Annotated in this window: 19 protein-coding genes; 6 read left to right on the top strand and 13 right to left on the bottom strand. The window is 74.5% G+C overall.

The window, feature by feature from the left end; all coding sequences use genetic code 11:
* Positions 1 to 146 precede the first annotated feature (146 nt).
* The 5 genes from ACWDD9_RS09360 to bldG all read right to left on the bottom strand — a co-directional run bounded on the left by ACWDD9_RS09360 (position 147) and on the right by bldG (position 4743).
* The gene (locus ACWDD9_RS09360) at positions 147 to 605 is read right to left on the bottom strand and encodes a DUF3592 domain-containing protein (RefSeq protein ID WP_117488501.1); all 459 of its coding nucleotides are present in this window, start codon (positions 603 to 605) and stop codon (positions 147 to 149) included.
* Positions 606 to 849: 244 nt separating this feature from the next.
* A complete protein-coding gene (locus tag ACWDD9_RS09355; protein WP_079271961.1) occupies positions 850 to 2382 on the bottom strand; it encodes a DUF7059 domain-containing protein in 1533 nt (510 codons plus the stop codon).
* Between the two features lie 275 nt (positions 2383 to 2657).
* Positions 2658 to 3434 (bottom strand): hypothetical protein, encoded by a 777-nt coding sequence (locus ACWDD9_RS09350; protein WP_380775701.1) that lies wholly within the window; start codon positions 3432 to 3434, stop codon positions 2658 to 2660.
* Positions 3435 to 3821: 387 nt separating this feature from the next.
* Entirely contained in the window at positions 3822 to 4241 is a 420-nt protein-coding gene (locus ACWDD9_RS09345) for an ATP-binding protein (RefSeq protein WP_049659131.1), read from the bottom strand.
* A 160-nt stretch (positions 4242 to 4401) separates the two neighbouring features.
* Positions 4402 to 4743, bottom strand: coding sequence for an anti-sigma factor antagonist BldG (gene bldG / locus ACWDD9_RS09340; RefSeq protein ID WP_049659132.1), 342 nt, complete (start codon positions 4741 to 4743; stop codon positions 4402 to 4404).
* A gap of 221 nt (positions 4744 to 4964) precedes the next feature.
* On the opposite strand from bldG, the gene ACWDD9_RS09335 reads away from it, so the two are divergent.
* Positions 4965 to 7385, top strand: a complete 2421-nt coding sequence (locus ACWDD9_RS09335) for a DEAD/DEAH box helicase (protein ID WP_449811211.1) — start codon at positions 4965 to 4967, stop codon at positions 7383 to 7385.
* Here the strand turns inward: ACWDD9_RS09335 and ACWDD9_RS09330 are convergent.
* From ACWDD9_RS09330 to ssd, 7 genes are all read right to left on the bottom strand, one after another.
* Positions 7380 to 7907, bottom strand: a complete 528-nt coding sequence (locus ACWDD9_RS09330) for an Rv3654c family TadE-like protein (RefSeq protein ID WP_375876573.1) — start codon at positions 7905 to 7907, stop codon at positions 7380 to 7382. The genes ACWDD9_RS09335 and ACWDD9_RS09330 overlap by 6 nt on opposite strands.
* A complete protein-coding gene (locus tag ACWDD9_RS09325) occupies positions 7895 to 8320 on the bottom strand; it encodes a TadE family type IV pilus minor pilin (RefSeq protein ID WP_449811368.1) in 426 nt (141 codons plus the stop codon). The genes ACWDD9_RS09330 and ACWDD9_RS09325 overlap by 13 nt, the downstream gene beginning before the upstream one ends.
* A 190-nt stretch (positions 8321 to 8510) precedes the next feature.
* Positions 8511 to 8804, bottom strand: a complete 294-nt coding sequence (locus ACWDD9_RS09320; protein WP_079271963.1) for a DUF4244 domain-containing protein — start codon at positions 8802 to 8804, stop codon at positions 8511 to 8513.
* Between the two features lie 54 nt (positions 8805 to 8858).
* The gene (locus ACWDD9_RS09315) at positions 8859 to 9479 is read right to left on the bottom strand and encodes a type II secretion system F family protein (protein ID WP_449811210.1); all 621 of its coding nucleotides are present in this window, start codon (positions 9477 to 9479) and stop codon (positions 8859 to 8861) included.
* A gap of 152 nt (positions 9480 to 9631) precedes the next feature.
* Positions 9632 to 10666: a type II secretion system F family protein gene (locus ACWDD9_RS09310; protein ID WP_449811367.1), complete on the bottom strand. Its 1035-nt coding sequence runs from the start codon at positions 10664 to 10666 to the stop codon at positions 9632 to 9634.
* Positions 10667 to 10817: 151 nt separating this feature from the next.
* Complete coding sequence (locus tag ACWDD9_RS09305; protein WP_449811209.1) at positions 10818 to 12155, bottom strand: TadA family conjugal transfer-associated ATPase; 1338 nt, start codon at positions 12153 to 12155, stop codon at positions 10818 to 10820.
* Positions 12155 to 13279, bottom strand: a complete 1125-nt coding sequence (gene ssd, locus ACWDD9_RS09300) for a septum site-determining protein Ssd (protein WP_074001780.1) — start codon at positions 13277 to 13279, stop codon at positions 12155 to 12157. Before ssd ends, ACWDD9_RS09305 begins: the two co-directional genes overlap by 1 nt.
* Before the next feature lie 839 nt (positions 13280 to 14118).
* On the opposite strand from ssd, the gene ACWDD9_RS09295 reads away from it, so the two are divergent.
* Positions 14119 to 14916, top strand: a complete 798-nt coding sequence (locus ACWDD9_RS09295; protein ID WP_049660070.1) for an HAD family hydrolase — start codon at positions 14119 to 14121, stop codon at positions 14914 to 14916.
* A 381-nt stretch (positions 14917 to 15297) separates the two neighbouring features.
* On the opposite strand, the gene ACWDD9_RS09290 is transcribed toward ACWDD9_RS09295, so the two are convergent.
* Positions 15298 to 16188: a Fic family protein gene (locus tag ACWDD9_RS09290; RefSeq protein WP_117488513.1), complete on the bottom strand. Its 891-nt coding sequence runs from the start codon at positions 16186 to 16188 to the stop codon at positions 15298 to 15300.
* Between the two features lie 216 nt (positions 16189 to 16404).
* On the opposite strand from ACWDD9_RS09290, the gene ACWDD9_RS09285 reads away from it, so the two are divergent.
* The 4 genes from ACWDD9_RS09285 to nhaA all read left to right on the top strand — a co-directional run bounded on the left by ACWDD9_RS09285 (position 16405) and on the right by nhaA (position 24369).
* Positions 16405 to 17412, top strand: a complete 1008-nt coding sequence (locus ACWDD9_RS09285) for an ATP-binding protein (RefSeq protein ID WP_049652142.1) — start codon at positions 16405 to 16407, stop codon at positions 17410 to 17412.
* A gap of 453 nt (positions 17413 to 17865) precedes the next feature.
* Entirely contained in the window at positions 17866 to 20298 is a 2433-nt protein-coding gene (locus ACWDD9_RS09280) for a SulP family inorganic anion transporter (RefSeq protein ID WP_449811208.1), read from the top strand.
* Positions 20299 to 20562: 264 nt separating this feature from the next.
* Positions 20563 to 22521, top strand: coding sequence for an acetate--CoA ligase (gene acs / locus ACWDD9_RS09275; protein ID WP_449811207.1), 1959 nt, complete (start codon positions 20563 to 20565; stop codon positions 22519 to 22521).
* Between the two features lie 441 nt (positions 22522 to 22962).
* Positions 22963 to 24369, top strand: coding sequence for a Na+/H+ antiporter NhaA (gene nhaA, locus ACWDD9_RS09270; RefSeq protein ID WP_380738339.1), 1407 nt, complete (start codon positions 22963 to 22965; stop codon positions 24367 to 24369).
* The last annotated feature ends 46 nt before the right edge of the window (positions 24370 to 24415 follow it).

Genomic DNA, 24415 nt, shown 5'->3' with positions numbered 1-24415 from the left:
GGCAGGTTCCGGAGGATGGAATGACGGATTTCAAGATCTGTCAACGGAAAATCGACAGGTCGGCGCGGGATGGCGTGAATCCGCCCTGGGCGCCCGCCCCCGGATCTGCTGCCGGCCCCTCCCGGATCCCTCGCGGAGTGCGGGGCTCAGCCGCCGACCGCGACCAGGAGCCCGGCGCCCGCCGCCAGACACCCCACGCCCAGGACGCTCCACAGCAGGTCGACGACGGCCGCCCGGCCGACCTCCCCGGGCGCCAGCACCACCCGGCTCGGGCGCCGCGGGTCGTAACAGATCCGCACCGAGGCACCTGGCGCGAAACGGTCCGGACGGCGCAGCGGGGTGTGCCCGCGCGGGCGGGCGATCACGAGCCCCGCGATCCCGCACGCGCCGGAGCCGCCCACCGAGGGCGGCACCGAGAAGGACAGCAGCGGCGCGCTGTCCAACTGGCCGTGCACGTCGTCCTCGGCCACCACGGTGGCCACCGCCGACGCCCCCCGGCGGCGCACCCGCAGGCGCAGGCCCACTTCGGCGGCGCACCAGAGCAGCAGCACGCCACCGAAGAGGGCGAGCACCGACCCGCCCACCATCGCCGTCGTCGTGTCCACTCTGGCCCCCGGCTCCCCAGCTCTGTCCACAGCCTGTGGACAGAGCTTCACAGCGGAGGACCAACGGGAGACAGCCGCCCGGCGGCGGTCGGACGAACCAGGGGGTACGGACCGGTGAACCGGCCGCGTCGCGGCGGAACCGGTCCCGCCGCGATCAGCGGCTCCGGTCCCGGCGGGGCGGGCCCGGGCGGGGCGGGCCTCGGCGGCTCCGGTCTCAGCGGCTCCGGTCTCAGCGGACCGGGTCTCAGCGGACCGGGTCGATGAACCCCTGCTCGGTCAGCAGGCGCAGCGACTCCGGCACCCGGTCCCGCAGGACCACCCGGTCCTCGCCGAGCAGCCGCGCGATGGCGTCCACGATCTCGCCCGCCGACAGCGTCCCGTCGCAGACCCCGACGAAGCCGGCGCCCACGGTGTCCACCTTGGTGGCCCGCCGCATGCCGCGGTTGTGACGCAGGATCACATGCTCCGGGTCCTCCGCACCGGGCGCGCCGACCTGCTCCTGGACCACCTCGTCGGCCAGCACGTAACGGGCCGCGAGCAGGCCCGCGTCGTCGTGCGAGCGGAGGAAGTCCTGCCGGTCGAACCAGGCCTCGATGTGCGGGCCGAGCGGCTGCTCCACCGGGTGCGGCCACTCCTCCACCCGGACGGTCGGACGCTCGGCGCCGCTCGCCCGCAGGGTGATCCAGCCCATGCCGATGCCCTCGACCCGGCCCGCCTCGAAGGCGTCCAGCCACTCGCCGTACCGGGCCTGGTAGTCGCCGCCGGGGCCGCGGTGGTCGCCGCCGTCGCGCAGCCACAACTCGGCGTACTGGGCCACGTCCTGGACCTCGCGCTGGACGACCCAGGCGTCCAGTCCGGTGCCCGCGACCCAGCCGGCCAGCCGCTCGTGCCAGTCCTCGCCCTTGACGTGCTGCCAGTTGGCGAGCAGCTGGCAGTAGCCGCCGGGCTCCAGGTGGTCGGCGGCCGAGCGGACCAGGCCGCGGCACAGGTCGTCGCCGGCCATGCCGCCGTCGCGGTAGGTGAACCGGCCGCCCGGCGAGATCACGAACGGCGGGTTGGAGACGATCAGGTCGAACTTCCGCTCCCCGACCGGCTCGAAGAGGCTTCCGGCGGACACCTCGGTGCTGTCGAAACCGGACAGCGCCAGGGTCAGCTCGGTGAAGCGCAGCGCGCGCGGGTTGAGGTCGGTGGCGGTCACGGTCCCGGCGTGCCGGGCCGCGTGCAGCGCCTGCACGCCGGAACCCGAACCGAGGTCCAGCGCGGCCCGGACGGGGCGGCGCACGGTGATGTTGGCCAGCGTGGTGGAGGCGCCTCCGACGCCCAGCACCAGGTCCTTGCGGGCCACCCCGTGCGCGGTCTCACCGGAGCCGATGCCGCCCGCGCCGCCCACCGCGCAGCCCAGGTCGGAGACCACCCAGGCGTCCGAACTGGGCATCCCGGCCACCTCGTTGGCGTACGGCCGGACGTCGACGGTGGCGCGCACCAGATCGCCGTCGGGGCGCAGCCAGCCGTCCGCCAGGCAGTCCTCCACCGGCAGTGCGGCGGCGGCCGCCCGGTACGGGACCGGCTGCTGCAGCAGGAACAGCCGCACCAGCGTCTCCAGCGGGCTGCCACCGCGGGTCGCCCGCAGCGCCGGGACCGCCTCGCTGCGGGCCAACGCCGAATAGCCGGTGGGCCCGAGCAGGTCCAGGCAGCCGTCGGCGGTGAACGAGGCGGCGAGCAGCGCCTCGCGGAACTTGGCGAGGCGGGTCGGGTCGAGAACGGGGCTACTGATCACCCCGCCATTGTCCCCCGCCACCCACCCGGTGGCCGCCGCTGCGCCCCGCGGCCGGCAGACGGAAGCCCGCACCACCCCGCGCGCCCCCTGGAAGCCACCACGCGCCGCCCTGCCGGGGGCCCCGAGTCGTTCAGCGGCGGGCCTGTGGCAGGGGCGCCGACTGGGACGGCGACTCGCGGGACGGCGACTCCGGGGGCGGCGGCTCGCCGTCCCCGTCACCGGGCCCGTCCCCGGTACCGGGGACGGGCGCGTCGGACCCTCCGGTCCGCCCGGGCTCAGCTCGCGCTGGGAGCCGGGTTCGCCGGGGTGGCGGGCGGGGCGGCCGGAGCAGTGGTCGCACCGGCCGCGGCCGGGCTCGTGCCGTCGGTCGCGCCGGGCGCCGGGGTGGTGGCCGGGGCGCTCGGGGTGTCGGTGGCGCCCGGCGCCGGGGTCGTGCCGCCCGGGGCTGGGGTGCCGCTCGCGCCGGCCCCCGCACCGCCGGTGGCGCCGCCGCTCGGGGCGGTGGTCGGGGACGGCTTGCAGCCCTCCTGCTTGGCCATCGCCGCACCGAGCTCACCGCGCTGGAGCTTGCTCTGCGCCTGGGTGGAGAGCGAGGCCAGCTGCTGCACCTGGTCGGCCACGCTGCGCAGCCCGTCGGCGAACTTGGCCTGGTCGTTGTTGGGCAGCGCGTCCACCTTCTTCTGGACCTCCACGTACCCGTCGGCCGCCTTCTTCAGCTCCTCGACGGTGTCCTTCTGGAGGGCCGCGCCGTCCTGCACCTTGGGTGCCCCGGCCGCGTCGATGGCGGCGGCTATGTCCTGGTTGGTCTTGGCCAGCCGCCCGATGTCCGTGGAGAGCCGCTTCTGGAGGTCGGCCGGGGCCTCGCCGGTCTTCACCTGGCCGGTGTCGGCCAGCGCGGTCTGCGCCTGGGCGATCGGGTCCTTGGCAGCGCCGCAGACGTTCGACGCCCAGGACTCCAGCTGCTTGCTGTTGTTGTCGTCGCCGCCGCAGCCGACGGCGCCGAACGCGAGCAGCACGCCGAGGGCGGGTACGGCCAGCAGTCGCTTGTTCACCGGGAGAAGCCTTTCGGTTCGGTCGTCATCGGTCGTCGAACCTACACGGCCGATGTCCGTCCCCCGATTCGTCCGTCCCCCGATTCCCGGCTCCCCCGCCCTCCAGGGGCCGCCCTCTCGACGCCCCGGCCCGGGTCAGGCCCGCTCGCACTCGTCCCGGCCCGGGTGTTTCGGCGGTGGGGTGGTTCGGTGGTGGGGTGGTCTGCGCGAGCGGCCAGGGCCGCCGCACGGCGCGGATCCGCGTGGACGTCCTCGTCCGCGAAGCGGCGAACCGCCGGGATCAGCGGTGTGTCACCGCATGCCCGGGAACAGGACCCCGGCCCGCTCTCGGGCGCGAGGAAGCGCCCGCGAGGCGGCGGGGACGCGAGGAGACGTCGAGGCAGCGCCTCAGACCGCGATGGAGGCGACCGAAACCGGCCAGCTCATCCGGATCAGGCCACCGGCCGCGCCGTTGGTGACCTCCAGGTCCTCGACCAGGCCGGTGATCACGGCGAGGCCCAGGGTGTCCTCGTCCGGCTCGCCGCCCTCGGCGTCGCCGGAGGCCGGGACGGCGGCGGGGCCGGCCTCGTCCTCGACCTCGATGAGGAAACGCTTCTCCTGATCGGTCAGCGCGACCCGGACCGCGCCGCCGATGCCGCCGCGCTGGTGCAGTCCGACCGCGCGGGAGCACGCCTCGCCGACCGCGAGCCGTACCTCGTCGAGCACCGACTCGTCGACCCCGGCCCGTCTGGCGACGGCCGCGGCGACCAGCCTGGCCGTCCGCACGTGCTCGGGAAGCGCGCTGAATCGAAGTTCGACGGTTGCCATCTCTCCCCCTCGGGGTGCTCCGACCGGGGCCGGAGACCCGGCCCCTGCGGGCCGGCGGAACCGGCCCAGGGGCGCCCGGGGGACGCACCGGGCCACACGGCCCCGGGCACCCGGACGCGAAGAACGAGCGGGGCCGGCCGCACGGGCCGGCCCGGCCGCGTCAGTCGGTCGCGTTGACCGCGTCGTCCACCGAGGTGTGGATCGGGAAGACCTTGGTCAGGCCGGTGATGCGGAAGATCTTCAGGATGCGCTCCTGGTTGCAGACGAGGCGCAGCGAGCCCTCGTGGGCACGCACTCGCTTCAGACCGCCCACCAGCACACCGAGGCCGGTCGAGTCGAGGAAGTCAACGCCTTCCATGTCGACGACGAGGTGGTACTTGCCGTCGTTGACGAGCTCGACCAGCTGCTCCCGCAGCTTCGGGGCGGTGTACACATCGATCTCGCCGCCAACCTCGACGACCGTACGATCGCCGACTGAACGGGTCGACAGGGACAGGTCCACGGAACCTCCAGCACCTTGCCTTGCTACGTCATGTGCGATCCTCGGCCGGACGGCCGCCACCGCATGGTCGCGAGCCCGGGCGCGCCCAGCCACGCGTGGCAAGCCTCGGCGCTGCGACCCACGGCCATACGGCCGTCACGGCCACATTCAACCACCTGCGACCATGCCCGCACGATGGCTTACGACGATTCTCCGTCACGCCGGTGACACACTGGGTCCTCATGCCGCCCCGACACAGCCCGCCCGAGGCACTGCTCACGACCCTGGCCGCCGGCCGGGGGCGGTCCGACCGACTCACCCATACGGAGCACCTTCCCGCCCGACCTGCGCGTTATTCACCATGGCCGGACTCGATCCGTCCGGAGGTCGTGGCCGCGGCTCGTGCCGTCGGGGTCGAACAGCCGTGGGCGCACCAGGCAGAAGCGATGAATCTGGCCAAAAGCGGCCAGACTGTGGTGATCGCCACAGGCACCGCCTCGGGCAAGTCGCTGGGCTACCTGGCCCCGGTGCTCAGCGACCTGCTGGACGGCACCGAGGCCCGCAACGGCCGCGGCGCCACCGCGCTCTACCTGGCCCCGACCAAGGCGCTCGCCGCCGACCAGCGGCGCCGGGCCGCCGAACTCGCCCTGCCGAGGGTGCGCGCCGCCCTCTACGACGGCGACACCCCGCCCGAGGAGCGCGAGTGGGTCCGCCAGTACGCCTCCTACGTGCTCACCAACCCGGACATGCTGCACCGGGGCATCCTGCCCGGCCATGCCCGCTGGTCCTCCTTCCTCAAGGCGCTGCGCTACGTGGTCGTGGACGAGTGCCACAGCTACCGGGGCGTGTTCGGCTCGCACGTCGCCCAGGTGCTGCGGCGGCTGCGCCGCATCTGCGCCCGTTACGGTTCGTCACCCGCCTTCCTGCTGGCCTCCGCCACCACCGCCGACCCGGCCGCGACCGCCCGGCGGCTGACCGGCCTGCCCGCTGTGGCCGTCACCGAGGACGCCTCGCCGCGCGGGCCGATGGTCTTCGGCCTCTGGGAGCCGCCGCTGACCGAGAACGTCGGCGAGCACGGCGCACCTGTGCGCCGCACCGCGACCGCCGAGGCGGCCCACCTGCTGACCGAGCTGGTCGAACGGGAGACCCGCACCGTCGTCTTCGTGCGCTCCCGGCGCGCCGCCGAGCTCGTCGCGCTCCAGGCCCAGGACCAGCTCGGCCGCCCGCTCGCCGGACGGGTGGCCGCCTACCGCGGCGGTTACCTCGCCGACGAACGCCGGGCCTTGGAACGCGACTTGCACTCCGGCCGACTGCTCGGCCTCGCCTCCACCTCCGCTCTCGAACTCGGCGTCGACATCTCCGGCCTCGACGCCGTCCTGATGGCCGGCTACCCCGGCACCCGGGCCTCGCTCTGGCAGCAGGCGGGCCGCGCGGGGCGGGAGGCCCAGGGCGCGCTGGCCGTCCTGATCGCCCGGGACGACCCGCTGGACACCTACCTGGTGCACCACCCGGAGGCGCTGTTCGCGGCCCCCGTCGAGGCCACCGTGCTCGACCCCGACAACCCGCACGTGCTCGCCCCGCACCTGTGCGCGGCAGCCGCCGAACTCCCGCTCACCGACGCCGACCTGGAGCTGTTCGGGCCGTCCACCGCACCACTGCTGCCGGTCCTGGAGCGGCGCGGCCTGCTGCGCCGGCGCAGCGACGGCTCCTGGTACTGGACCCGTCGCGAGCGCGCGGCCGACGCCGTGGACCTGCGCGGCAGCGGCGGCAGCCCGGTGCAGATCGTCGAGGCCGACACCGGCCGGCTGCTCGGCACGGTGGACGCCGCGGCCGCGCACACCACCGTCCACACCGGCGCCGTCCACCTGCACCAGGGCCGCACCTACCTGGTCCGGGAGTTCGACCTGGAGAACTCCGTCGCCCTGGTCGAACCGGCCGACCCGCCGTACACCACGGCCGCCCGCGACATCACCTCCATCTCCGTCCTCGACACCGACACCACCGTGGACTGGGGCGAGGGCCGGCTCAGCTTCGGCTCGGTGGAGGTGGTCAACCAGGTGGTCGGCTATCTCCGCAAGCGGATCTCCACCGGGGAGATCATGGGCGAGACCAAGCTCGACCTGCCGCCCCGCACACTGCGCACCCGGGCGGTCTGGTGGACCGTCACCGAGGACCAGCTGCTCGACGCGGACATCCCGCCCGACCAGCTGCCCGGCGCCGCCCACGCCGCCGAACACGCCTCGATCGGGCTGCTGCCGCTGTTCGCCACCTGCGACCGGTGGGACATCGGCGGCGTCTCCGTGCCGCTGCATCCGGACACCGGCCTGCCGACCGTGTTCGTCTACGACGGCCACCCCGGTGGGGCCGGCTTCGCCGAACGCGGCTTCCAGCGGGCGGTCCAGTGGCTGACGGCCACCCGGACGGCGATCGCCTCCTGCGAGTGCGAGCGCGGCTGCCCGTCCTGCGTCCAGTCGCCCAAGTGCGGCAACGGGAACGACCCGCTGGACAAGGCCGCCGCCGTCCGGCTCCTGGACGTCCTGCTGGCCGGGGCACCCGAAGCCACGGAGGCACCGGACGACGGGCCGGGGGCGGGCGGGCCGGAGACACCGGACGGACCGGAAGCGGTCCCCGGACCGGACGGTGGCGCACCGGCCGGTTCATGAGGCCGCCCCCGCAGCCGCGCTCGGGACTCCGCCCGGAGCCTCGCCCGGCCCGCCCTCCGGCGCGTCCTCGGGGCCGGTGACCGGGGCCCGTACCGGCCCGGCCCGAGCCCTCGCCCGCGCCGGGCCGACCGGCAGTCGGGCCGGGAGCCCGCGGACCTCCACCTCGGCCACCACCTCCACGGCGTCCGCCGACCGGTCGACCGCACAGGACACCAGCCCGGCGCCCTGGACGGCGGCGATCCCGGCGGCCCGGGCGCAGCCGCCGTCCCGGTCCAGCAGCAGTCGGTCCGCCGCGGCGAGGGCCGCGAGGTCGGCCGCCGACTCGGCCCGGTGCCGAGCGGCCACCACCGAGCCGACCGCGATCGTCCCGGCGAACACCGCCGTGCCCAGCATCGCCAGGGCGAGCAGCCAGACCGTCGCCGAGCCGGCGTCCGGCCCCCGGCCGCCCACCGCGACCGCTCGGGCCGCACGGGCGCGTGCCAGCCGCTCCGCCGCCTCCCGCAGCCCGGTCAGGACGGCCACGGGCCACCACCTGCCTCCGCGCCCGCCACCAGGACGTCCTCCCGCGCCGCCACGGCCGCCGCAGTGAGCCGGACGGCGAGCAGCCCGCCGAGCCTGCCCGGCCCAGCGCACGGCGCCTCCACGTCGACCCGGACCGTGTCGGCCGCCAGGGCGACCCGGACCTGTGCGCCCGGCGGGGCCGCCGCGCGGGCGAGCCCGGCGGCGTCCGCCTCCCCGCGAGCGGCCGCCCTGGCGCCGACCCGGGCGGCGTCCACACAGCGGATCTGCGCGGCCGCCGCGAGCACACCCCAGATGAGCATCGCCGCGAGCAGGAGGAGCGCCGGCAGTGCCACCGCCGTCTCCGCCGTCACGAAGCCCGCGTCGCCGCGTCGCCCCGGGCGCAGCGACCACGCCCGGCCCGGGCCCGTTCTCAGGCCCCTGCCGCCCGCCCGGAGCACGGGCGGAGCGACGCCGGGGTGCGTGCCTCGCGAGACGGAGACAGAACCTCCTCCCGACCGCCCGGCCGGGGGCCACCGACGACCGGAGGCAGCCCCACGGGGTGCGCCCGCCCCCAGGGGTCCACCGGCCGAAGGCGGCCCACCGGCGGGAGTTCGGCAGCCGGCCTCAGGTCGCATGGAGCGCCCGTACCAGCATGTCGGTCAGCGCACCGGTGATGGCGTCGCTGGTCACCACCTTGTACAGCCCGGCCGCGAGGGCGCACGCGCCCAGCGTCCCGACGGCGTACTCGGCCGTGGTCATCCCGGCGTCCGAGCGGCCTCGGAGTCGAGCCACCCGGCGGACCCGGCGGGCTGCCCAACGCACCCGACGGGCCGACCGGTGGCTCCTCCGCTGCCACTCCTCGGCCAACGGGCGGAGCGGACGCCCGGCACCGGGCCGAATCGCGATCACTGCGGTCATGAAAACTCTCCTGTCACTCGACGTACGACGGCCGCTCGTGCGGCCGACGATCATTCACATCGCCTCGGCGAAGCGGCTGGTGAGGCCTACGACCACCGGCACCACGCCGATCAGGACGAAGGCCGGGAGGAAGCAGAGCCCCAGCGGCGCGGTGGCGAGCACCGCGGCCCGGCGGACCCGGGTGTGGGCCGCACGGGCGGCCGCCGTGCGCTGCCCCTGCGCCAGCCCGATCAGCGGGCCGGCGGCGGGGACGCCGCCGAGGCTGCTGCGCTCCAGACAGCGCGCCAGCGGCGCCAGCGACGGGTACTGCTCGCCCAGGCGGTGCCAGCACAGCTCCGGCGGTGCGCCCAGGGCCAGTTCGGCCCCGATCGCCGCCAGCCGGGGCCCCAGCGGCGCCCCCACACTTCGACCCACCGCCGACACGGCCTCCGAGGGGAGCGCCGCCGAGCCGAGGCAGGCCGCCAACAGCTCGGCGCACAGTGGGAGTTGCCTGGTCAGCAGCTCCTCCTCGCGGGCCGCCCTGCGATCGGCCGGCGAGCACACCCGGGCCGACCAGCGATGGACGCCCACCGCGAGCAGCACCCCGACGGCCAGCCCGCGGCCGCCACCGAGCAGCACCGCCGCCGTGATCCCGGCGACGCCCGCCATCACCAACCGTCGGCGACGCTCAACCACCAAGGCAGCAGCCCTGGTTCGCCTTCCGATCCCCTCTCCACCCCGGGCCCGGACGAGTACCCGTCGGCGTCTCACCCGGCCGCGCACCGACGCCCACCCCGCAGCAACCACGCCTGCCGTGAGGGCGAAAGCCGCCCACTCGATGCCCCGCATCACCTCGCCCCCGCTTCCACCCCGAGCGCCCGTGCACGCACCCGCGACAGCCCGCGGTTCCGCTCGCCCGGTCGAAGAGCGGGCCCCGCACGACCTGAGGCCGCACACCGCCCACCCGGCCCAGCCGGCGCCTCCAGCGCGCCGTGGGCCGCCGCCCGGACGATGCGTGCCGTCCAGAGCACGCCCAGCCCCTCCAGAACCGCCCCCGCCACGAGGCAGCCCAGCCCGGCCGGGGTGTGCAGCAGGACCTCCAGCGGGTGCGCCCCGAGCGCCGCACCGAGGAGCAGCCCGACGCCCGGCAGCGCGGCCAGGACGGCGATCGTCGCGCGCGGTCCTGCCAGTTCCCCGGCGATCTCCTCCGCGAGCGCCCGCTCGCCGCGCAGCGCCTCCGCGACCCGGTCCAGCGCATCGGCCGACCCCGATCCGCTGCCCTCGGCCACCCGCCAGCAGGCCGCGACGGCCGCGGCCCCACTGCCGCCCGGAAGTTCGGCCAGCAGGTGCAGCGCGGCGGGTACGTCCCCGCCGTAACGGCCCGCCGCCAGTCGGGCCACCGGCTCCTCACCGAGCCTGCGAAGCCCCTCCGGGTCGGCGGCGATCCGTGCGGTGACCAGGTGCAGCGCCTGCTCCGGCGTCGCACCACCGCGCAACTCCCCTGCCAGGCCCGCGCAGAGCTCCACCACGGCCGCGGCCCGGTGCCGGGCCTCCACCGCCAGGCGTCGCCGCAGCCGCCACCTGCGCAGCGGCAGGACGGCCAGCGCGGCCGCGAGTACCGGCACCGGTGAGGCGGTGGCCTGCCCAGCGGCCAACCCCAGCGGAAGGAGCAGCAGTTCGGGCACCAGGAAGCCCGGCAGCAGCCCCCCGGCCCAGGACCGCACCGCGATCGCCGGGCCGGGCCCCCGCACCGGAGGCCCGCTGCCCGCCAGCACCAGCCTGGAGCGCTGCCCGCCCGGCAACTGCCCCTGCACCGCACGCCACGCGGCGACGGCCACCAGGAACAACGCCAGCACCCAGCAGAACGCGAGCTGACTCTGCATCACTTCACCCACCTCCGTTGACCTCGGTCTTTCCGGCCCGCGCCGCCGAGCAGCACCAGAGCTCCCACGGCGCACCCGCCCACCAACAGGGCGAAGGCGACTTCCACCACCCGCACGTCCGCGCCCACCGGCCCGGCCACCGTCACGGCGATCACGGGCGCCCCCGCCCGAGCGACACCCCGCGCGCCGCCAGCAGTCCGACCAGCCGCTCCCACCCCGCACCGGGACTCAGGCCACCGGACGCCGGGAAGGCCACCGCGGGTGTGGTCACGGCCGACCCGTCACCGGCCCCGGCCAGCGTGTGGATCTCCGCCACCCGGCGCCGCCCCGAGCCCGGATCGCGGATCAGGTGCACCACCACGTCGAGCGCGGCCCGCAGTTGGCCGTGCAGCGCCGTCCGGTCGAGGCCCGCGAGCGCGCCCAGGGCCTCCAGCCGGACCGGCACGTCCGCCGCCGTGTTGGCGTGGACCGTGCCGCAGCCGCCTTCGTGCCCCGTGTTCAGCGCGGCCAGCAGGTCCGACACCTCGGGCCCGCGGACCTCGCCGATCACCAGCCGGTCCGGACGCATCCGCAGCGCCTGGCGGACGAGGTCCCGCAGGGTGAACTCGCCCAGCCCCTCCTGGTTGGGAGGCCGGCTCTGCAACCGGACCACGTGCGGGTGGGCCGGTTGCAGCTCGGCGGAGTCCTCGGCGAGCACGATCCGCTCGTCCGGCCCGACCAGACCGAGCAGGGCCGACAGGAGCGTGGTCTTCCCCGAGCCCGTCCCGCCGGACACGAGCAGCGACAGCCGGGCCCGCACGATGCCCGCGAGCAGCTCCGCACCCTCCGGTGGCAGCGACCCGCCCGCCACCAGCTCGTCGAGCGTGAAGGGCCGGGGGCGGCAGACCCGCAGCGAGATGTGCGTGCAGCTGGCCGCGATCGGCGGCAGTACGGCGTGCAGCCGGGTCCCGTCCGGCAGCCGGGCGTCCACCCACGGGCGGGCGTCGTCCAGCCGCCGGCCAGCCGCCGTGGCCAGCCGGTGGGCCAGCCGCCGCACCGCCTCGGCGTCGGCGAAACGGACTCCGGTGGTTCGCTGCAGGCCGCCGCCACGGTCGACCCACACCTCGTCCGGACCGTTCACCAGGACGTCCGTGACGTCGGGCGCCGCCAGCAGCCGGTCCAGCGGGCCCGCACCCACCAGTTCGGCGCGCAGCGAGCGCACGGTGTCCAGGACCTCGTCCCCGCCGAGCGGCGGGCGCGTGGCCCGCAGCGCGGCCGCGACCGAGCCTGCCGTCGGGGCGGCCCCCGACTCGGCCAGCCGCAGCCGGACCGCGTCCACCAGAGCCGCCGCCCGCTGCTCGCGGGCCGTACGACCGTACGGACAGGGCCCGTGCCCGGGCTCCGGCGGCCCGCCGGGCGGCGGCACGCTCCGCAGCGGCCGGTGCTCCCGCGCACCGCCGCCCGGACCGGGCGATCCGCTCCGAAGGACCGTTCTGCGCAGACGGACCATCAGTACACACCTCCTCCGGCCACCGGCACCGGCGGCAGCACCTCGGTCAGGAAGCTCGCGCAGAAGCGCGCGAGCGGGCCGCCCTCCCTGCTTCCGGGCGGGACGCCCTTCACGACGTCCTGGGCCAGGCCCGGCTCCGGCTCCAGCTCCCCCGCCAGCGGCAACCGCAGCCCGCGGACGATCTGCCGGGCCGGGAGCCCGCCGGCCCGCACCGGCCGCACCACGGCCCGGACGTCCCCGAGCCGCATCCGGGCCGCCGCCGCGACCCGGTCGGCGGCGGCCACCGCGCGCAGCTCGGCCGACACCACCAGGAGCGCCAGGTCGGACTGCTCCAGCGCCTGCCCGGCGGCCGCGTCGAGGTGCCGGGGCACGTCGACCACCACCAGCCCGCCGCGCCGTCTGGAGGCGGCCAGCACGCTGCGCATGGCCTCCGGCGGCACCGTCAGGGTGTCGCCGCGATCCCAGGACAGGCAGGACAGCGCGGAGAGCCGTTTGAGCGCGGGCAGCGCCCGGGCCAGCTCGGCCCCGCTGACCCGCCCGCGGGAGCCGGCCAGATCGGGCCAGCGCAGCCCGCTGACCCGCTCGCCGCCGAGCAGGATGTCGAGGCCCCCGCCCAGCGGATCGCCGTCCAGGAGCATCGTCCGCCGGCCCGCCCGCGCGGCCGTGACCGCCAGCGCGCAGGCCAGGGTCGAGGCCCCGGCGCCGCCGGACCCGCCGAGCACCGCGACAGTGACCGCCGGGCAGCCGACGCCCTCGGCCGCGTCGGCGATCCGGTCAAGCAGCCAGGCCTCGGCGTCGGGCAGGAACAGCACGTGCTCGGCCCCGAGTTGGACGGCTCTGACCCACACCCCGGGGTCGTCCAGGTCCAGCCCGAGCAGCAGCACTCCGCCGCGCCGCCCCAGCCCGGAGCAGCGGACGGCCTGGTCGTCCCCGACCAGGACCAGCGAGGCCCCTTCCCAGAGGTCCCGCGTCGGCGGCGCGCCCCGGACCAGCCTCGGCTCGGTGCCCGCCGCCGCGCAGATCCGCAGCAGGTGCTCGGCCAGGCCCTCGTCCTCGGTGACGACGAGCGGCCCGGCGACCGCGGGGCCCTCGGCGGTGATGTGGTCGGCGATCGGCGTCGACATGGTTGCTCCCCTCCGCGCCGCCGACCACCGGGGTGGCCGACGGCGCACGTCGGACGGTTCCGGCGGACGGCCGCCCGACAGGCCTCTGAGGGAGGAAGGGGGTGAGGCCCTGCCCGGCGACCGCCGCCGGTCATCACGGTGGGGGGAGATCCGGATTTCGTCATCCGGGTTCCGATTGCCTGTGGATAACTCGTGTGCTGTGGAGGAAAACGTTCACCCGGGCGGGGGGCTATTCGGCGAAGAATTGACGAAAGGGGGTCACCGAGATGAACCGGCGACCCGCCCCGGCCCGTTCAGCCGTTCTCCCGACCTCCACCCGCCGCCTTCCGGACACCGCTTCCGAACGGCTTCCGAACGGGCTCGCACCACCGATCGGAACCAGCCGTTCGATCCTCGACGGGCATGAGCAAATGGCAACACAGAGTGACGAAAGTCGATCGACGGGCCGGAGTGGCGACACCCCCTGTAAGCCGTCGACACGACGGCGGCGCACCCGCGGCGAGGGGCGTTCAAGCCCTGAAAATGGCCCCGGACGTGCGACGACCCCCGCCGGGGGGGAGAGCGGGGGTCGTCTATCCACAGCCCGGCTCGGGGGGGAGGAGCCGGACCGGGTTAGCACGGTCGCGAACGATCCGTGACTTCCATGGTGTACCCGAGCGGCCAGAAACACAAACCCGCACGCCCGCGAGTACGCCGAATGGCGGGGTCTTTTGCGGCTCCCTCTATCCTCGGTTCCCGTGGACACCACCGAGAACGCCGACGACTACGCCGACGAGTCCCAGGGCGACGCCACCGGGCCCGAAGAGCTCCGCCCGCCCGTTCGCCCCCGACCCGGCGGGCTGCGCACCGCGGCCTTCTTCGACCTCGACAAGACCATCATCGCCAAGTCGAGCGCACTGGCCTTCAGCCGCCCCTTCTACCAGGGCGGACTGATCAACCGTCGGGCCGTACTGCGCAGCGCGTACGCCCAGTTCGTCTTCCTGGTCGGCGGCGCGGACCACGACCAGATGGAGAAGATGCGCCAGTACCTCTCCGCGCTCACCCGGGGCTGGAACGTCCAGCAGGTCCGCGAGATCGTCGCCGAGACCCTGCACAACCTGATCGACCCGATCATCTACGACGAGGCGGCCTCGCTGATCGAGCAGCACCACGCGGCCGGCCGGGACGTGGTGATCGTCAGCAGCTCCGGCTCCGAGGTGGTCGAGCCGATCGGCCGGCTGCTCGGCGCGGACCACGTGATCGCCACCCGGCTCCAGGTCGAGGACGGCTGCTACACCGGCGAGATCGAGTACTACGCCTACGCCGAGAACAAGGCCGCGGCCATTCGGGAGTTGGCCGCGACCGAGGGCTACGACCTGGCCGCCTCCTTCGCCTACAGCGACTCCTCCACCGACCTGCCGCTGCTGGAGGCGGTCGGCCATCCGTCGGCGGTCAACCCGGACCGCGCGCTGCGGAAGGAGGCGCAGGCCCGGGAGTGGCCGGTGCTGGTCTTCGACAAGCCGGTGGAACTGCGGCGCCGACTGCCCGAGTTCTCGGCCCCGAGCGGCTCGGTGCTGACCGCGGTGGCGGTCGGGACGGCCGTGGTGACCGCCGGGGTGATCTGGTACCTGGCCCGCCGGAGGCGCCCCCTCGCCTGAGGCGGGCGGCCCGGCAGCCCTTGGACAAAACGGTCAATCGGGACAGACTTCTCTTTTCGGGTTCCCCTTTCCCCCGAAACGCGATACAAATGAAGCACGGCCCGCGAGACCCGGTCAGGACCTTAAGAGGTCAAACCGACAACGCAGTTCAGGCCCCACGGACCGCACGTACAGATATCCGGGCACCCACATGCAGCCGACCCGCTGTCGGGCCGCCGGACCAGACGAACGGGCAGGATCCCCGTCTGATCGGCACTTCCGGTGCATGCATGGTCACCCGGTATCTGCACCAGCGGCGGCACCCGGCAGGAGCAGGTGCCGCCGCATCCTCGTCTCCGCGCGCCCCCTCCCGGGGCGCGCGCGCCGTCCCGAGCGGGGCGCTCAGACCATCCCGCGCTGCATCGCCTCGCAGACCGCCGTGCTCTCCCGCACCCCGAGCCGCAGCGCCCGACCGCTGTACGCGATCCAGGCCGCCATCCCCTCGGGGGTTCCCGCCAGGTAGCCGGCCAGGGCTCGGCGGTGGGCGGCGGTGCCCAGCTCGGCCAGGCCGACCTCGGCCGGGCAGATCGACTTCGGGTCGAGCCCCTCGGCGATCAGCACGATCCGCTGGGCGGCCCGCGCGATCACGCCGTTGTGGGCGCCGAACGGCCGCAGCGCGAGCAGTTCGCCGTGCACCACCGAGGCCACGACGAGGGCCGGCGTGCCCACGCCCTGGCCCTCCGCACGCGCCACCAGCAGCCGGGAGAGCTGGTCGAGCCGGGCCGCGACCTCCTCCGCACCCGGAGCGGGCGGCAGCACGGGCGGCGGCCCGTCGACGGCCTCGACCTCGACGCTCTCCACCGGCTCCAGCTCCTGCGGGAACAGCGCCTCCGCGCCCTCCCCGGCCCGCCGCGGGCGACCGGCGGCCGGATCGCCGTCGCCGACCGCGAGCAGGTGCAGCCGGGCCAGCACCTGGAGCGGCGAGTGCCGCCAGATGCTGAGCAGCTGGCCGGCCTCGGCGGCGATCCGCAGGGCCGCGCCGACCGTCCGGGCCTCGGGGTCCGCGCCGAAGTCGCTGCGGCGGCGGACCTCCTCCAGCGGCCAGTCGGCCCCGGCCAGGGCCGCCGACGCGCGGGCGCCGCGCAGCGCGGACTCGGAGGTGACCTCGGCCGCGCGGCGGCGCATCACCCGGTGGCCGTAGAGCCGGTCGACGGCCTTGCGCACCTCGGCGACCGCGTCGGGCACCCCGGGGAGCTGGGCCAGCGGGGCGAGGGGATCAGTTCCAGTGCTCACCTACCCGAGAGTAATGAACGGGCCGCCCCTCCCGGAACAGCAACCCCGCATCACCCGTTAGAGGCAATCCTCACTTCCCGCCCCCGGCGACGCCCAAACCCCGGCTAGCATGGCCGCTATCGGAGACGATAACGATTTCCAACTAGGGGCGGCGTCGCGCGGCCCCTGGGCGGACGGCCCGCAGCGAGGGCCCTGAGCGAGAGCCGGAGTCCCCAGATGAAGATCGCCTTCGTCGGCAAGGGCGGCAGCGGGAAGACCACGCTGTCCGCGCTGTTCATCCGCCACCTGGCAGCCCTGGGCCGGCCGGTCGTCGCCGTGGACGCCGACATCAACCAGCACCTGGGCCCCGCACTGGGCCTGACGGACGATCAGGCCGCCGCCCTGCCCTCACTGGGCGGGCACCTGCCGGAGATCAAGGAGTACCTGCGCGGCAGCAACCCGCTCATCCGCTCCTCTGACGAGATGATCAAAACCACGCCGCCCGGCCGCGGTTCGCGACTGCTGCGGATCGTCGAAGAGAACCCGGTCTACGCCGCCTGCGCCCGCCCGATCGCGCTGGACGAGGGCTCGGTCCGGCTGCTGGCGACCGGCGCGTTCACCGAGGAGGACCTCGGGGTGGCCTGCTACCACTCCAAGGTCGGCGCGGTGGAGCTGCTGCTCAACCACCTGCTGGACGGCCCGGGCGAGTACCTGGTGACCGACATGACCGCGGGCTCGGACTCCTTCGCCTCCGGCCTGTTCACCCGCTTCGACCTGACCTTCCTGGTCGCCGAACCGACCCGCAAGGGCGTCTCCGTCTACCGCCAGTACAAGGACTACGCCCGCGACTTCGGCGTGCGGCTGCGGGTGGTCGGCAACAAGGTGCAGGGGCCGGACGACCTGGCCTTCCTGCGCCGCGAGGTCGGCGACGACCTGCTCACCACCTTCCGGCAGTCGGACTGGGTGCGCCGCCTGGAGCAGGGCGCCGAACCGCCGCTGAAGTCCCTGGAGACGGCCGACCGGGCCGTGCTGGAGGAGCTGCGGATCGAGGCCGACGCGGCGTACGGGCGGCGGGACGCGCGCCGCTACACCGAGCAGGCGGTGCTCTTCCACCGCCGCAACGCGGAGAGTTGGGCCAACTCCAAGGTCGGCATCGACCTCGCGACCCAGGTGGACGAGGACTTCGTCCTGGGCGGGTTCGCGGACGGCGACACGCGCACCGCCCCGGCGGGCGCCCGCGCCTGACCCCCACCACCGCCGCCGAACGGGCCGCGACCTCCCCCGCTCCGGGAGGTCGCGGCCCGTTCGCCGCGCCCGGCCCCGGAGCCGACCCCGGCGGACGGGAGCCACGACCGCTGCGACCAGCAGATTCCCGACCGTTAGGCCACCACCCATTGGGGTGAATCAGGGGGTTTTCCGCTTCCCTCCCGGAACCACGCTGTGCAAAGCTTTCATTACCCTCGGTTTACCGAGTCTTGATGGTTCGCCCGGTGGCCCCCGGTGAGACGTCCCGCACCTCGCCCGAAGCCCTGGCGGGCCTGATGGTCAACGCCGGCCGGTGACACCCGCACTCCCCCGCCGCGCCCACGCCATCCCGCCACACCGTCGCGCCCACGACAGCCGATCCGCCCCGGAGCCCCACCCCGGATTCACCGCCGGACCTGACTGCGTTCGCTCCCCCGGACAGACGGGAAGACAATGACCCTCGACATCTCCAGTGCCCCCATCGCCTCCGACACCACCGACCACGCGCCGCCGGGCGCGGGCCCCCGCATCCGGTGGGCCCAGGACCTCTCCGCGTCCCTCGTGGTCTTTCTGATCGCCGTGCCGTTCTCCCTCGGCATCGCGCTCGCCACCGGCGCCCCGCTCACCGCCGGCCTGGCCGCCGCGGCCGTGGGCGGCATCGTGGTCGGGCTGTTCGGCGGCACACCGCTCCAGGTCAGTGGCCCCTCGGCGGCGCTGACGGTGATCACCGCCGGACTGATCGCCCAGTACGGCTGGCGGGCCACCTGCGCCATCACCGTCGCCGCCGGCCTGCTCCAACTCCTGCTCGGCGCACGCCGGGTGGCCCGGACCGCGCTCGCCGTCTCGCCCGCGATCGTGCACGGCATGCTGGCGGGGGTCGGGATCACCATCGCCATCGCGCAGTTGCACGTCGTCCTCGGCGGCTCGCCGCAGAGCTCCGCGATCGCCGACATCCTGGCCCTTCCCGGCCAGTTGGCCGGCCCGCACCCACCCGCACTGCTGGCCGGCGCGGTGACCGTGGCCGTCCTGGTCGGCTGGCCCCGGCTCGGCCGACTGCCCGGCCGAGCGGGCGAGTTCGGCGCCCGGCTGGCCAGGGTCCCCGGCCCGCTGGCCGGGGTCGCACTGGCCACCGCCCTCGTGTTCGCCCTGGACCTGCGGCTCGCCCACATCGAGCTGCCCGCCTGGCGGCCGCAGGCGCTCCTGCCCGCGCTGCCGCACGGCCCGGTCCTCGGGCTGCTCGCCGCCGTCCTCACCGTCACCGCCGTGGCCAGCGTGGAGTCGCTGCTGTCCGCCGTCGCGACCGACCGGATGTCCCGCCGCACCGGCGACCTCGACCGCGAACTGCGTGGGCAGGGCCTCGCCAACCTGGTGAGCGGACTGGTCGGCGGGCTGCCGGTCGCCGGGGGCGCGGTGCGCAGCACCGCCAACGTGCGGGCCGGTGGCCAGACCAGGTGGGCCTCGGTGCTGCACGGCGTCTGGGTGCTGGCCGCCGCGCTGGCGCTGACCGGCGGACTGCGCCGGATCCCCCTGGCCGCGCTCGCCGCGCTGGTGCTGGTGGTCGGGCTGCAGATGGTGAGCTTCGCGCACATCCGCAAGGTGCACCGGCACCGCGAGTTCCCGGTCTACCTGATCACCGTGCTCGGCGTGGTGGCCGCCGGCGTGCTGTGGGGCGTCGCGATCGGCACCGGCACCGCCGTCCTGCTCGCCCTCTACCGGCTGACCCGCGCCCATGTGGACGTGGAGACCGGCCCCGGGGGCGCGGTCACCGTCCGGACGCACGGCCCGCTCACCTTCACCACCGTGCCCCGGCTCGGTCGGGCACTGGCCGGCATCCCGGCCGGGGCCGAGGTCACCGTGGTCCACGACGGCTCCTTCCTGGACCACGCCGCGTACGAGACGCTGCACACCTGGCGGGCCGGGCACCAGGAGGCGGGCGGCCTGGTCTCGATGGTGACGCGCCGCCAGGACGACGAGGTGCTCGACCCGGACGGCACCGTGCGTGCGGGCAGTTCACCGGGCCCGCACCGCTGCCGGGCCTGGACGCCCTGGGTCGGCCACCACTGCATCGAGCAGCAGGAGGACCCGCACGGCCGACTGCTGGACGGCGTCCGGGTGTTCCAGCTGCACACCGCCCCGCTGGTCCGGCCGGAACTCGCCCGGCTGGCGCGCGAGGGGCAGACACCCTCCCAGCTCTTCCTGACCTGCGCGGACTCCCGGATGGTCACCAGCATGATCACCAACAGCGGTCCGGGGGACCTGTTCACCGTGCGGAACGTGGGCAACCTGGTGCCGGCCCCGCACGAACCCGGCGCGGCGGACGACTCGGTGGCCGCTGCGGTGCAGTACGCGGTCGAGGTGCTGGAGGTGCGCTCGATCACGGTCTGCGGCCACTCCGGCTGCGGAGCGATGCAGGCCCTGCTGGACGGCGTGCACGAGCGCCCCGGGCCGCCCACCCCGCTGGCCCGCTGGCTGCGCAACGGCCGCGGCTCGCTGGACCGGCTCCGACGGGTCCCGGCGGAGTTCGCCGCCCGGCCCGCGGTGGACGTCGTGGAGCAGCTCTGCATCACCAACGTGGTCCAGCAGCTGGACCAGTTGCTGGCCAACCCGGCGGTGGAGCGCCGGGTCGAGGAGGGCACCCTGCGGCTGGTCGGGATGTACTTCGACCTCGCGACGGCCCAGGCCTACGTCCTCGACCGGGCAGCCGGGACGTTCAGCCCGGTCGAGGCCCGCACCGGGAAGGACGCGAACGGAATCGAACACCACACCGAGGCCCCCATCGGAACCGGCCCCGATGTCCGGCCGAACACAGCATCGGCCGAACGGGTGAGGGAGGATGATCGGGTTCCGGTCGAGGGCGGCGAGGAGGGCCCCCGGCTGGCCGCCTGAGAGCCGGGTCCGTGTCCCCGCCGGGCGGGCCGGGGCACGGGCCCACCCACCCCCGAACGGCCGTCCGGTCCTCCGCGGCGGACCGGACGCGAGGCCGGCCGGTCGCCGGTCGGCCGCCGCCCGGCCGTCGGTCAAAGGTCTACACCAATTCACAGGAGCCTCTTGTCAACTGCCCCGTTCGCCTGGTGAGCTGTGCGCTGGGACACACGGGACAATCCCCACGCACGGGATCGCCCCCGATCATGACTCGATGAGGAGTGCGCGTTGAGCAACGAGAGCCTGGCCAACCTGCTCAAGGAGGAGCGGCGCTTCGCCCCTCCGGCAGAGCTCGCCGCCGCCGCCAACGTCACCGTGGCCGCGTACGCGCAGGCCTCCGAGGACCGTCTGGGCTTCTGGGCCGAGCAGGCCCGTCGCCTCACCTGGGCCGTCGAGCCGACCGAGACCCTCGACTGGTCCAACCCTCCCTTCGCCAAGTGGTTCGCCGACGGCAAGCTCAATGTCGCGTACAACTGCGTCGACCGCCACGTGGAGAACGGCCTGGGCGACCGGGTCGCCATCCACTTCGAGGGCGAGCCCGGCGACGGCCGTTCGATCACGTACGCCCAGCTCAAGGACGAGGTCTCGCAGGCCGCGAACGCGCTGCTGGAGCTCGGCGTCCGCAAGGGCGACCGGGTCGCCGTCTACCTGCCGATGATCGCCGAGGCGGTCGTCGCGATGCTCGCCTGCGCCCGGATCGGCGCCACCCACTCGGTGGTCTTCGGCGGCTTCTCCTCCGACGCCGTCGCCTCCCGCATCCAGGACGCCGAGGCCAAGCTCGTCATCACCGCCGACGGCGGCTACCGGCGCGGCAAGCCCTCCGCCCTCAAGCCGGCCATCGACGAGGCGCTCACCAAGGCCGACGGCGTCGAGCACGTCCTGGTGGTCCGCCGCACCGGGCAGGACATCCCGTGGACCGAGGGCCGCGACGTCTGGTGGCACGAGATCACCGCGCGCCAGTCCACCGAGCACACCCCCGAGGCGCACGACGCCGAGCACCCGCTGTTCATCCTCTACACCTCGGGCACCACCGGTAAGCCCAAGGGCATCCTGCACACCTCGGGCGGCTACCTCACCCAGGCCAGCTACACCCACCACGCGGTCTTCGACCTCAAGCCGGAGACCGACGTCTACTGGTGCACCGCCGACATCGGCTGGGTCACCGGCCACTCGTACATCGTCTACGGGCCGCTCTCCAACGGCGCCACCCAGGTCATCTACGAGGGCACCCCGGACACCCCGCACCAGGGCCGGTTCTGGGAGATCGTCCAGAAGTACGGCGTGACCATCCTCTACACCGCGCCGACCGCGATCCGCACCTTCATGAAGTGGGGCGACGACATCCCCGCGAAGTTCGACCTGTCCTCGCTGCGGGTGCTGGGCAGCGTCGGCGAGCCGATCAACCCCGAGGCCTGGATCTGGTACCGGGAGCACATCGGCGGCGGCACGTGTCCGATCGTGGACACCTGGTGGCAGACCGAGACGGGCGCCATCATGATCAGCCCGCTGCCGGGCGTCACCGAGACCAAGCCGGGCTCGGCCCAGCGCGCCCTGCCGGGCATCGCGGCCACCGTGGTGGACGACAACGCCGCCGAGGTGCCGAACGGCTCCGGTGGCTACCTGGTGCTCACCGAGCCGTGGCCGTCCATGCTGCGCACCATCTGGGGCGACGACCAGCGCTACATCGACACCTACTGGTCGCGCTTCGAGGGCCGCTACTTCGCCGGTGACGGCGCCAAGAAGGACGAGGACGGGGACATCTGGCTGCTCGGCCGGGTGGACGACGTCATGCTCGTCTCGGGCCACAACATCTCGACCACCGAGGTCGAGTCGGCCCTGGTCGGCCACCCGTCCGTGGCCGAGTCCGCCGTGGTCGGCGCGACCGACGCCACCACCGGCCAGGCCATCGTCGCCTTCGTGATCCTGCGCGGCGGTGCCACCGAGAGCCCCGAGCTGGTCGAGGAGCTGCGGGCCCACGTCGGCCGCACGCTCGGCCCGATCGCCAAGCCGAAGCAGATCAAGGTGGTCGGCGAGCTGCCGAAGACCCGCTCCGGCAAGATCATGCGCCGCCTGCTGCGCGACATCGCCGAGGGCCGCGAGGTCGGTGACACCACCACCCTGGCGGACAGCACGGTGATGAGCCAGATCCAGGCCCAGCTGCCGTCCTCGGACAACGGCAAGGGCTGAGCCCACCGGGCCGGCGGCCGCTGACCCTCCGGGTCCGCGACGGCTGACCCACTGAGACAACGGCTGTGCCCCGGACGGTGATCACCGTCCGGGGCACAGCCGTTTCGCCATCCGCTTCGTCAGCCGTACGACAGCCGTACGACAGCCGTCTCGCCGGTCGTCTCGCCGGTCGTTCCGTCAACCGCCGCTTCCGCACCCGTTCGGGTACAGAGCGGCCGTTCGGGTGCCGGGTCGCTGCTCCTCCGGAGTGCAGAACCGGCCCGTAGGGCTTAAGTCCTTGGATAGGACAATCCGGATGTCACCCAAACGTCCCGCTAGACTATTAAGGACGCATCAAGATCCCTGACGGGAGTCGCGGGCGTCACAGGGCGCGCCGGGAAGTCTGGTCGGCAACTGCACCACCCGTGCATCCGTTGCCGCTCCCAGCCCCAGGAGGTCCCCGTGACCGACCAGCCGCCCGTCCATGAGCCGACGAACCGCCGCCGGCAGTTCCTCGGCCGGCTGTCACTGCCCGAGCGCACCTTCATCACCGACGCCCTGCGCACCGAGACGGTCGGCGGCATGCTGCTGCTGGGCGCCGCCGTCATCGCGCTGATCTGGGCCAACGTCTGGCCGCAGGCCTACCAGAGCGTGCTCGACTACACCGTCGGCCCCTCCGCCCCGCTCCACCTCGACCTCTCCCTGGCCACCTGGGCCAAGGACGGCCTGCTGACGATCTTCTTCTTCGTCGCCGGGATCGAGCTCAAGCGCGAGTTCGTCGCGGGTGAGCTGCGCACACCCAGTGCCGCGCTGCTGCCCGTGGTCGCCGCCGTCTGCGGGGTGGCGCTGCCCGCGATCCTCTTCGCCCTGGTGAACTCCGGCCCCGGCGGGCACCCCGGCGGCTGGGCGATCCCGACCGCCACCGACATCGCCTTCGCGCTCGGCGTGCTGGCCGTGGTCGGCAGCCACCTGCCGTCCGCGCTGCGCGCCTTCCTGCTCACCCTGGCGGTCGTCGACGACCTGATCGCGATCCTGATCATCGCGATCTTCTACAGCCACGGCATCAAGTTCTGGGCGCTCGGCCTCGCCTTCGCCGGGCTGGTGCTGTTCTGGTTCCTGCACCGGCGCGGTGTCCACGGCTGGTACCTCTTCGTGCCGCTGGCCGTCGTGAACTGGGCGCTGATGCACGAGAGCGGCATCCACGCCACGGTGGCGGGCGTCGCGATGGGCCTGATGCTCCGCTGCCACCGGGAGGGCGACGAGCAGCACTCCCCCGGCGAGCACATCGAGCACCTGGTCCGCCCGTTCTCGGCCGGCCTGGCCGTCCCGGTGTTCGCCCTGTTCTCGGCCGGCGTGGCCGTCTCCGGCCCGAAGCTGCGCGAGGTGTTCACCCAGGCCGCACCGCTCGGCATCGTGATCGGCCTGCTGGTCGGCAAGTCCGTGGGCGTGCTGGGCGGCGCCTGGCTGACCGCCCGGTTCACCAGGGCCGAGCTGAACCCGCGGCTCAAGTGGGCCGACATGGTCGCGGTCTCGGTGCTCGCGGGCATAGGTTTCACCGTCTCGCTGCTGATCAGCGAACTGGCCTTCCCGGACGACCCGGCGCTCGCCGCCCGGGCCAAGACCGCCGTGCTGGTCGGCTCGGTGCTCGCCGCGGCGGTCGCCACGGTCCTGCTGAAGCTGCGCAACCGGCACTACCGCGAGCTGTGCGAGGAGGAGGACCGGGACCTGGACGGGGACGGTGTCCCGGACGTCTACCAGGAGGACGACCCGGCCTGGCGGGCACGGGTCGGCGAGGCGGCCCGCCCGACGACCGACGAGGGGCAGGACCCCTCCCCCGGCCCCCGGGACCGGCCCGGCCAGCCCGGCTGAGGCACCTGGGAGCCCCCTGGAGAACCCCTCCGGAAAAGCGCCCCGC

This window comes from Kitasatospora sp. NPDC001119 (genome assembly GCF_053598475.1).
This window is presented reverse-complemented; position numbering and strand designations above follow the sequence as displayed.

Coding starts and splice junctions, on each gene's coding strand:
- ACWDD9_RS09345 (WP_049659131.1), bottom strand. CDS start 4,241: ATGGCAACCGTCGAACTTCGATTCAGCGCGCTTCCCGAGCACGTGCGG.
- ACWDD9_RS09335 (WP_449811211.1), top strand. CDS start 4,965: ATGCCGCCCCGACACAGCCCGCCCGAGGCACTGCTCACGACCCTGGCC.
- ACWDD9_RS09320 (WP_079271963.1), bottom strand. CDS start 8,804: ATGACCGCAGTGATCGCGATTCGGCCCGGTGCCGGGCGTCCGCTCCGC.
- ACWDD9_RS09310 (WP_449811367.1), bottom strand. CDS start 10,666: ATGCAGAGTCAGCTCGCGTTCTGCTGGGTGCTGGCGTTGTTCCTGGTG.
- ACWDD9_RS09305 (WP_449811209.1), bottom strand. CDS start 12,155: ATGGTCCGTCTGCGCAGAACGGTCCTTCGGAGCGGATCGCCCGGTCCG.
- ssd (WP_074001780.1), bottom strand. CDS start 13,279: ATGTCGACGCCGATCGCCGACCACATCACCGCCGAGGGCCCCGCGGTC.
- ACWDD9_RS09285 (WP_049652142.1), top strand. CDS start 16,405: ATGAAGATCGCCTTCGTCGGCAAGGGCGGCAGCGGGAAGACCACGCTG.
- ACWDD9_RS09280 (WP_449811208.1), top strand. CDS start 17,866: ATGACCCTCGACATCTCCAGTGCCCCCATCGCCTCCGACACCACCGAC.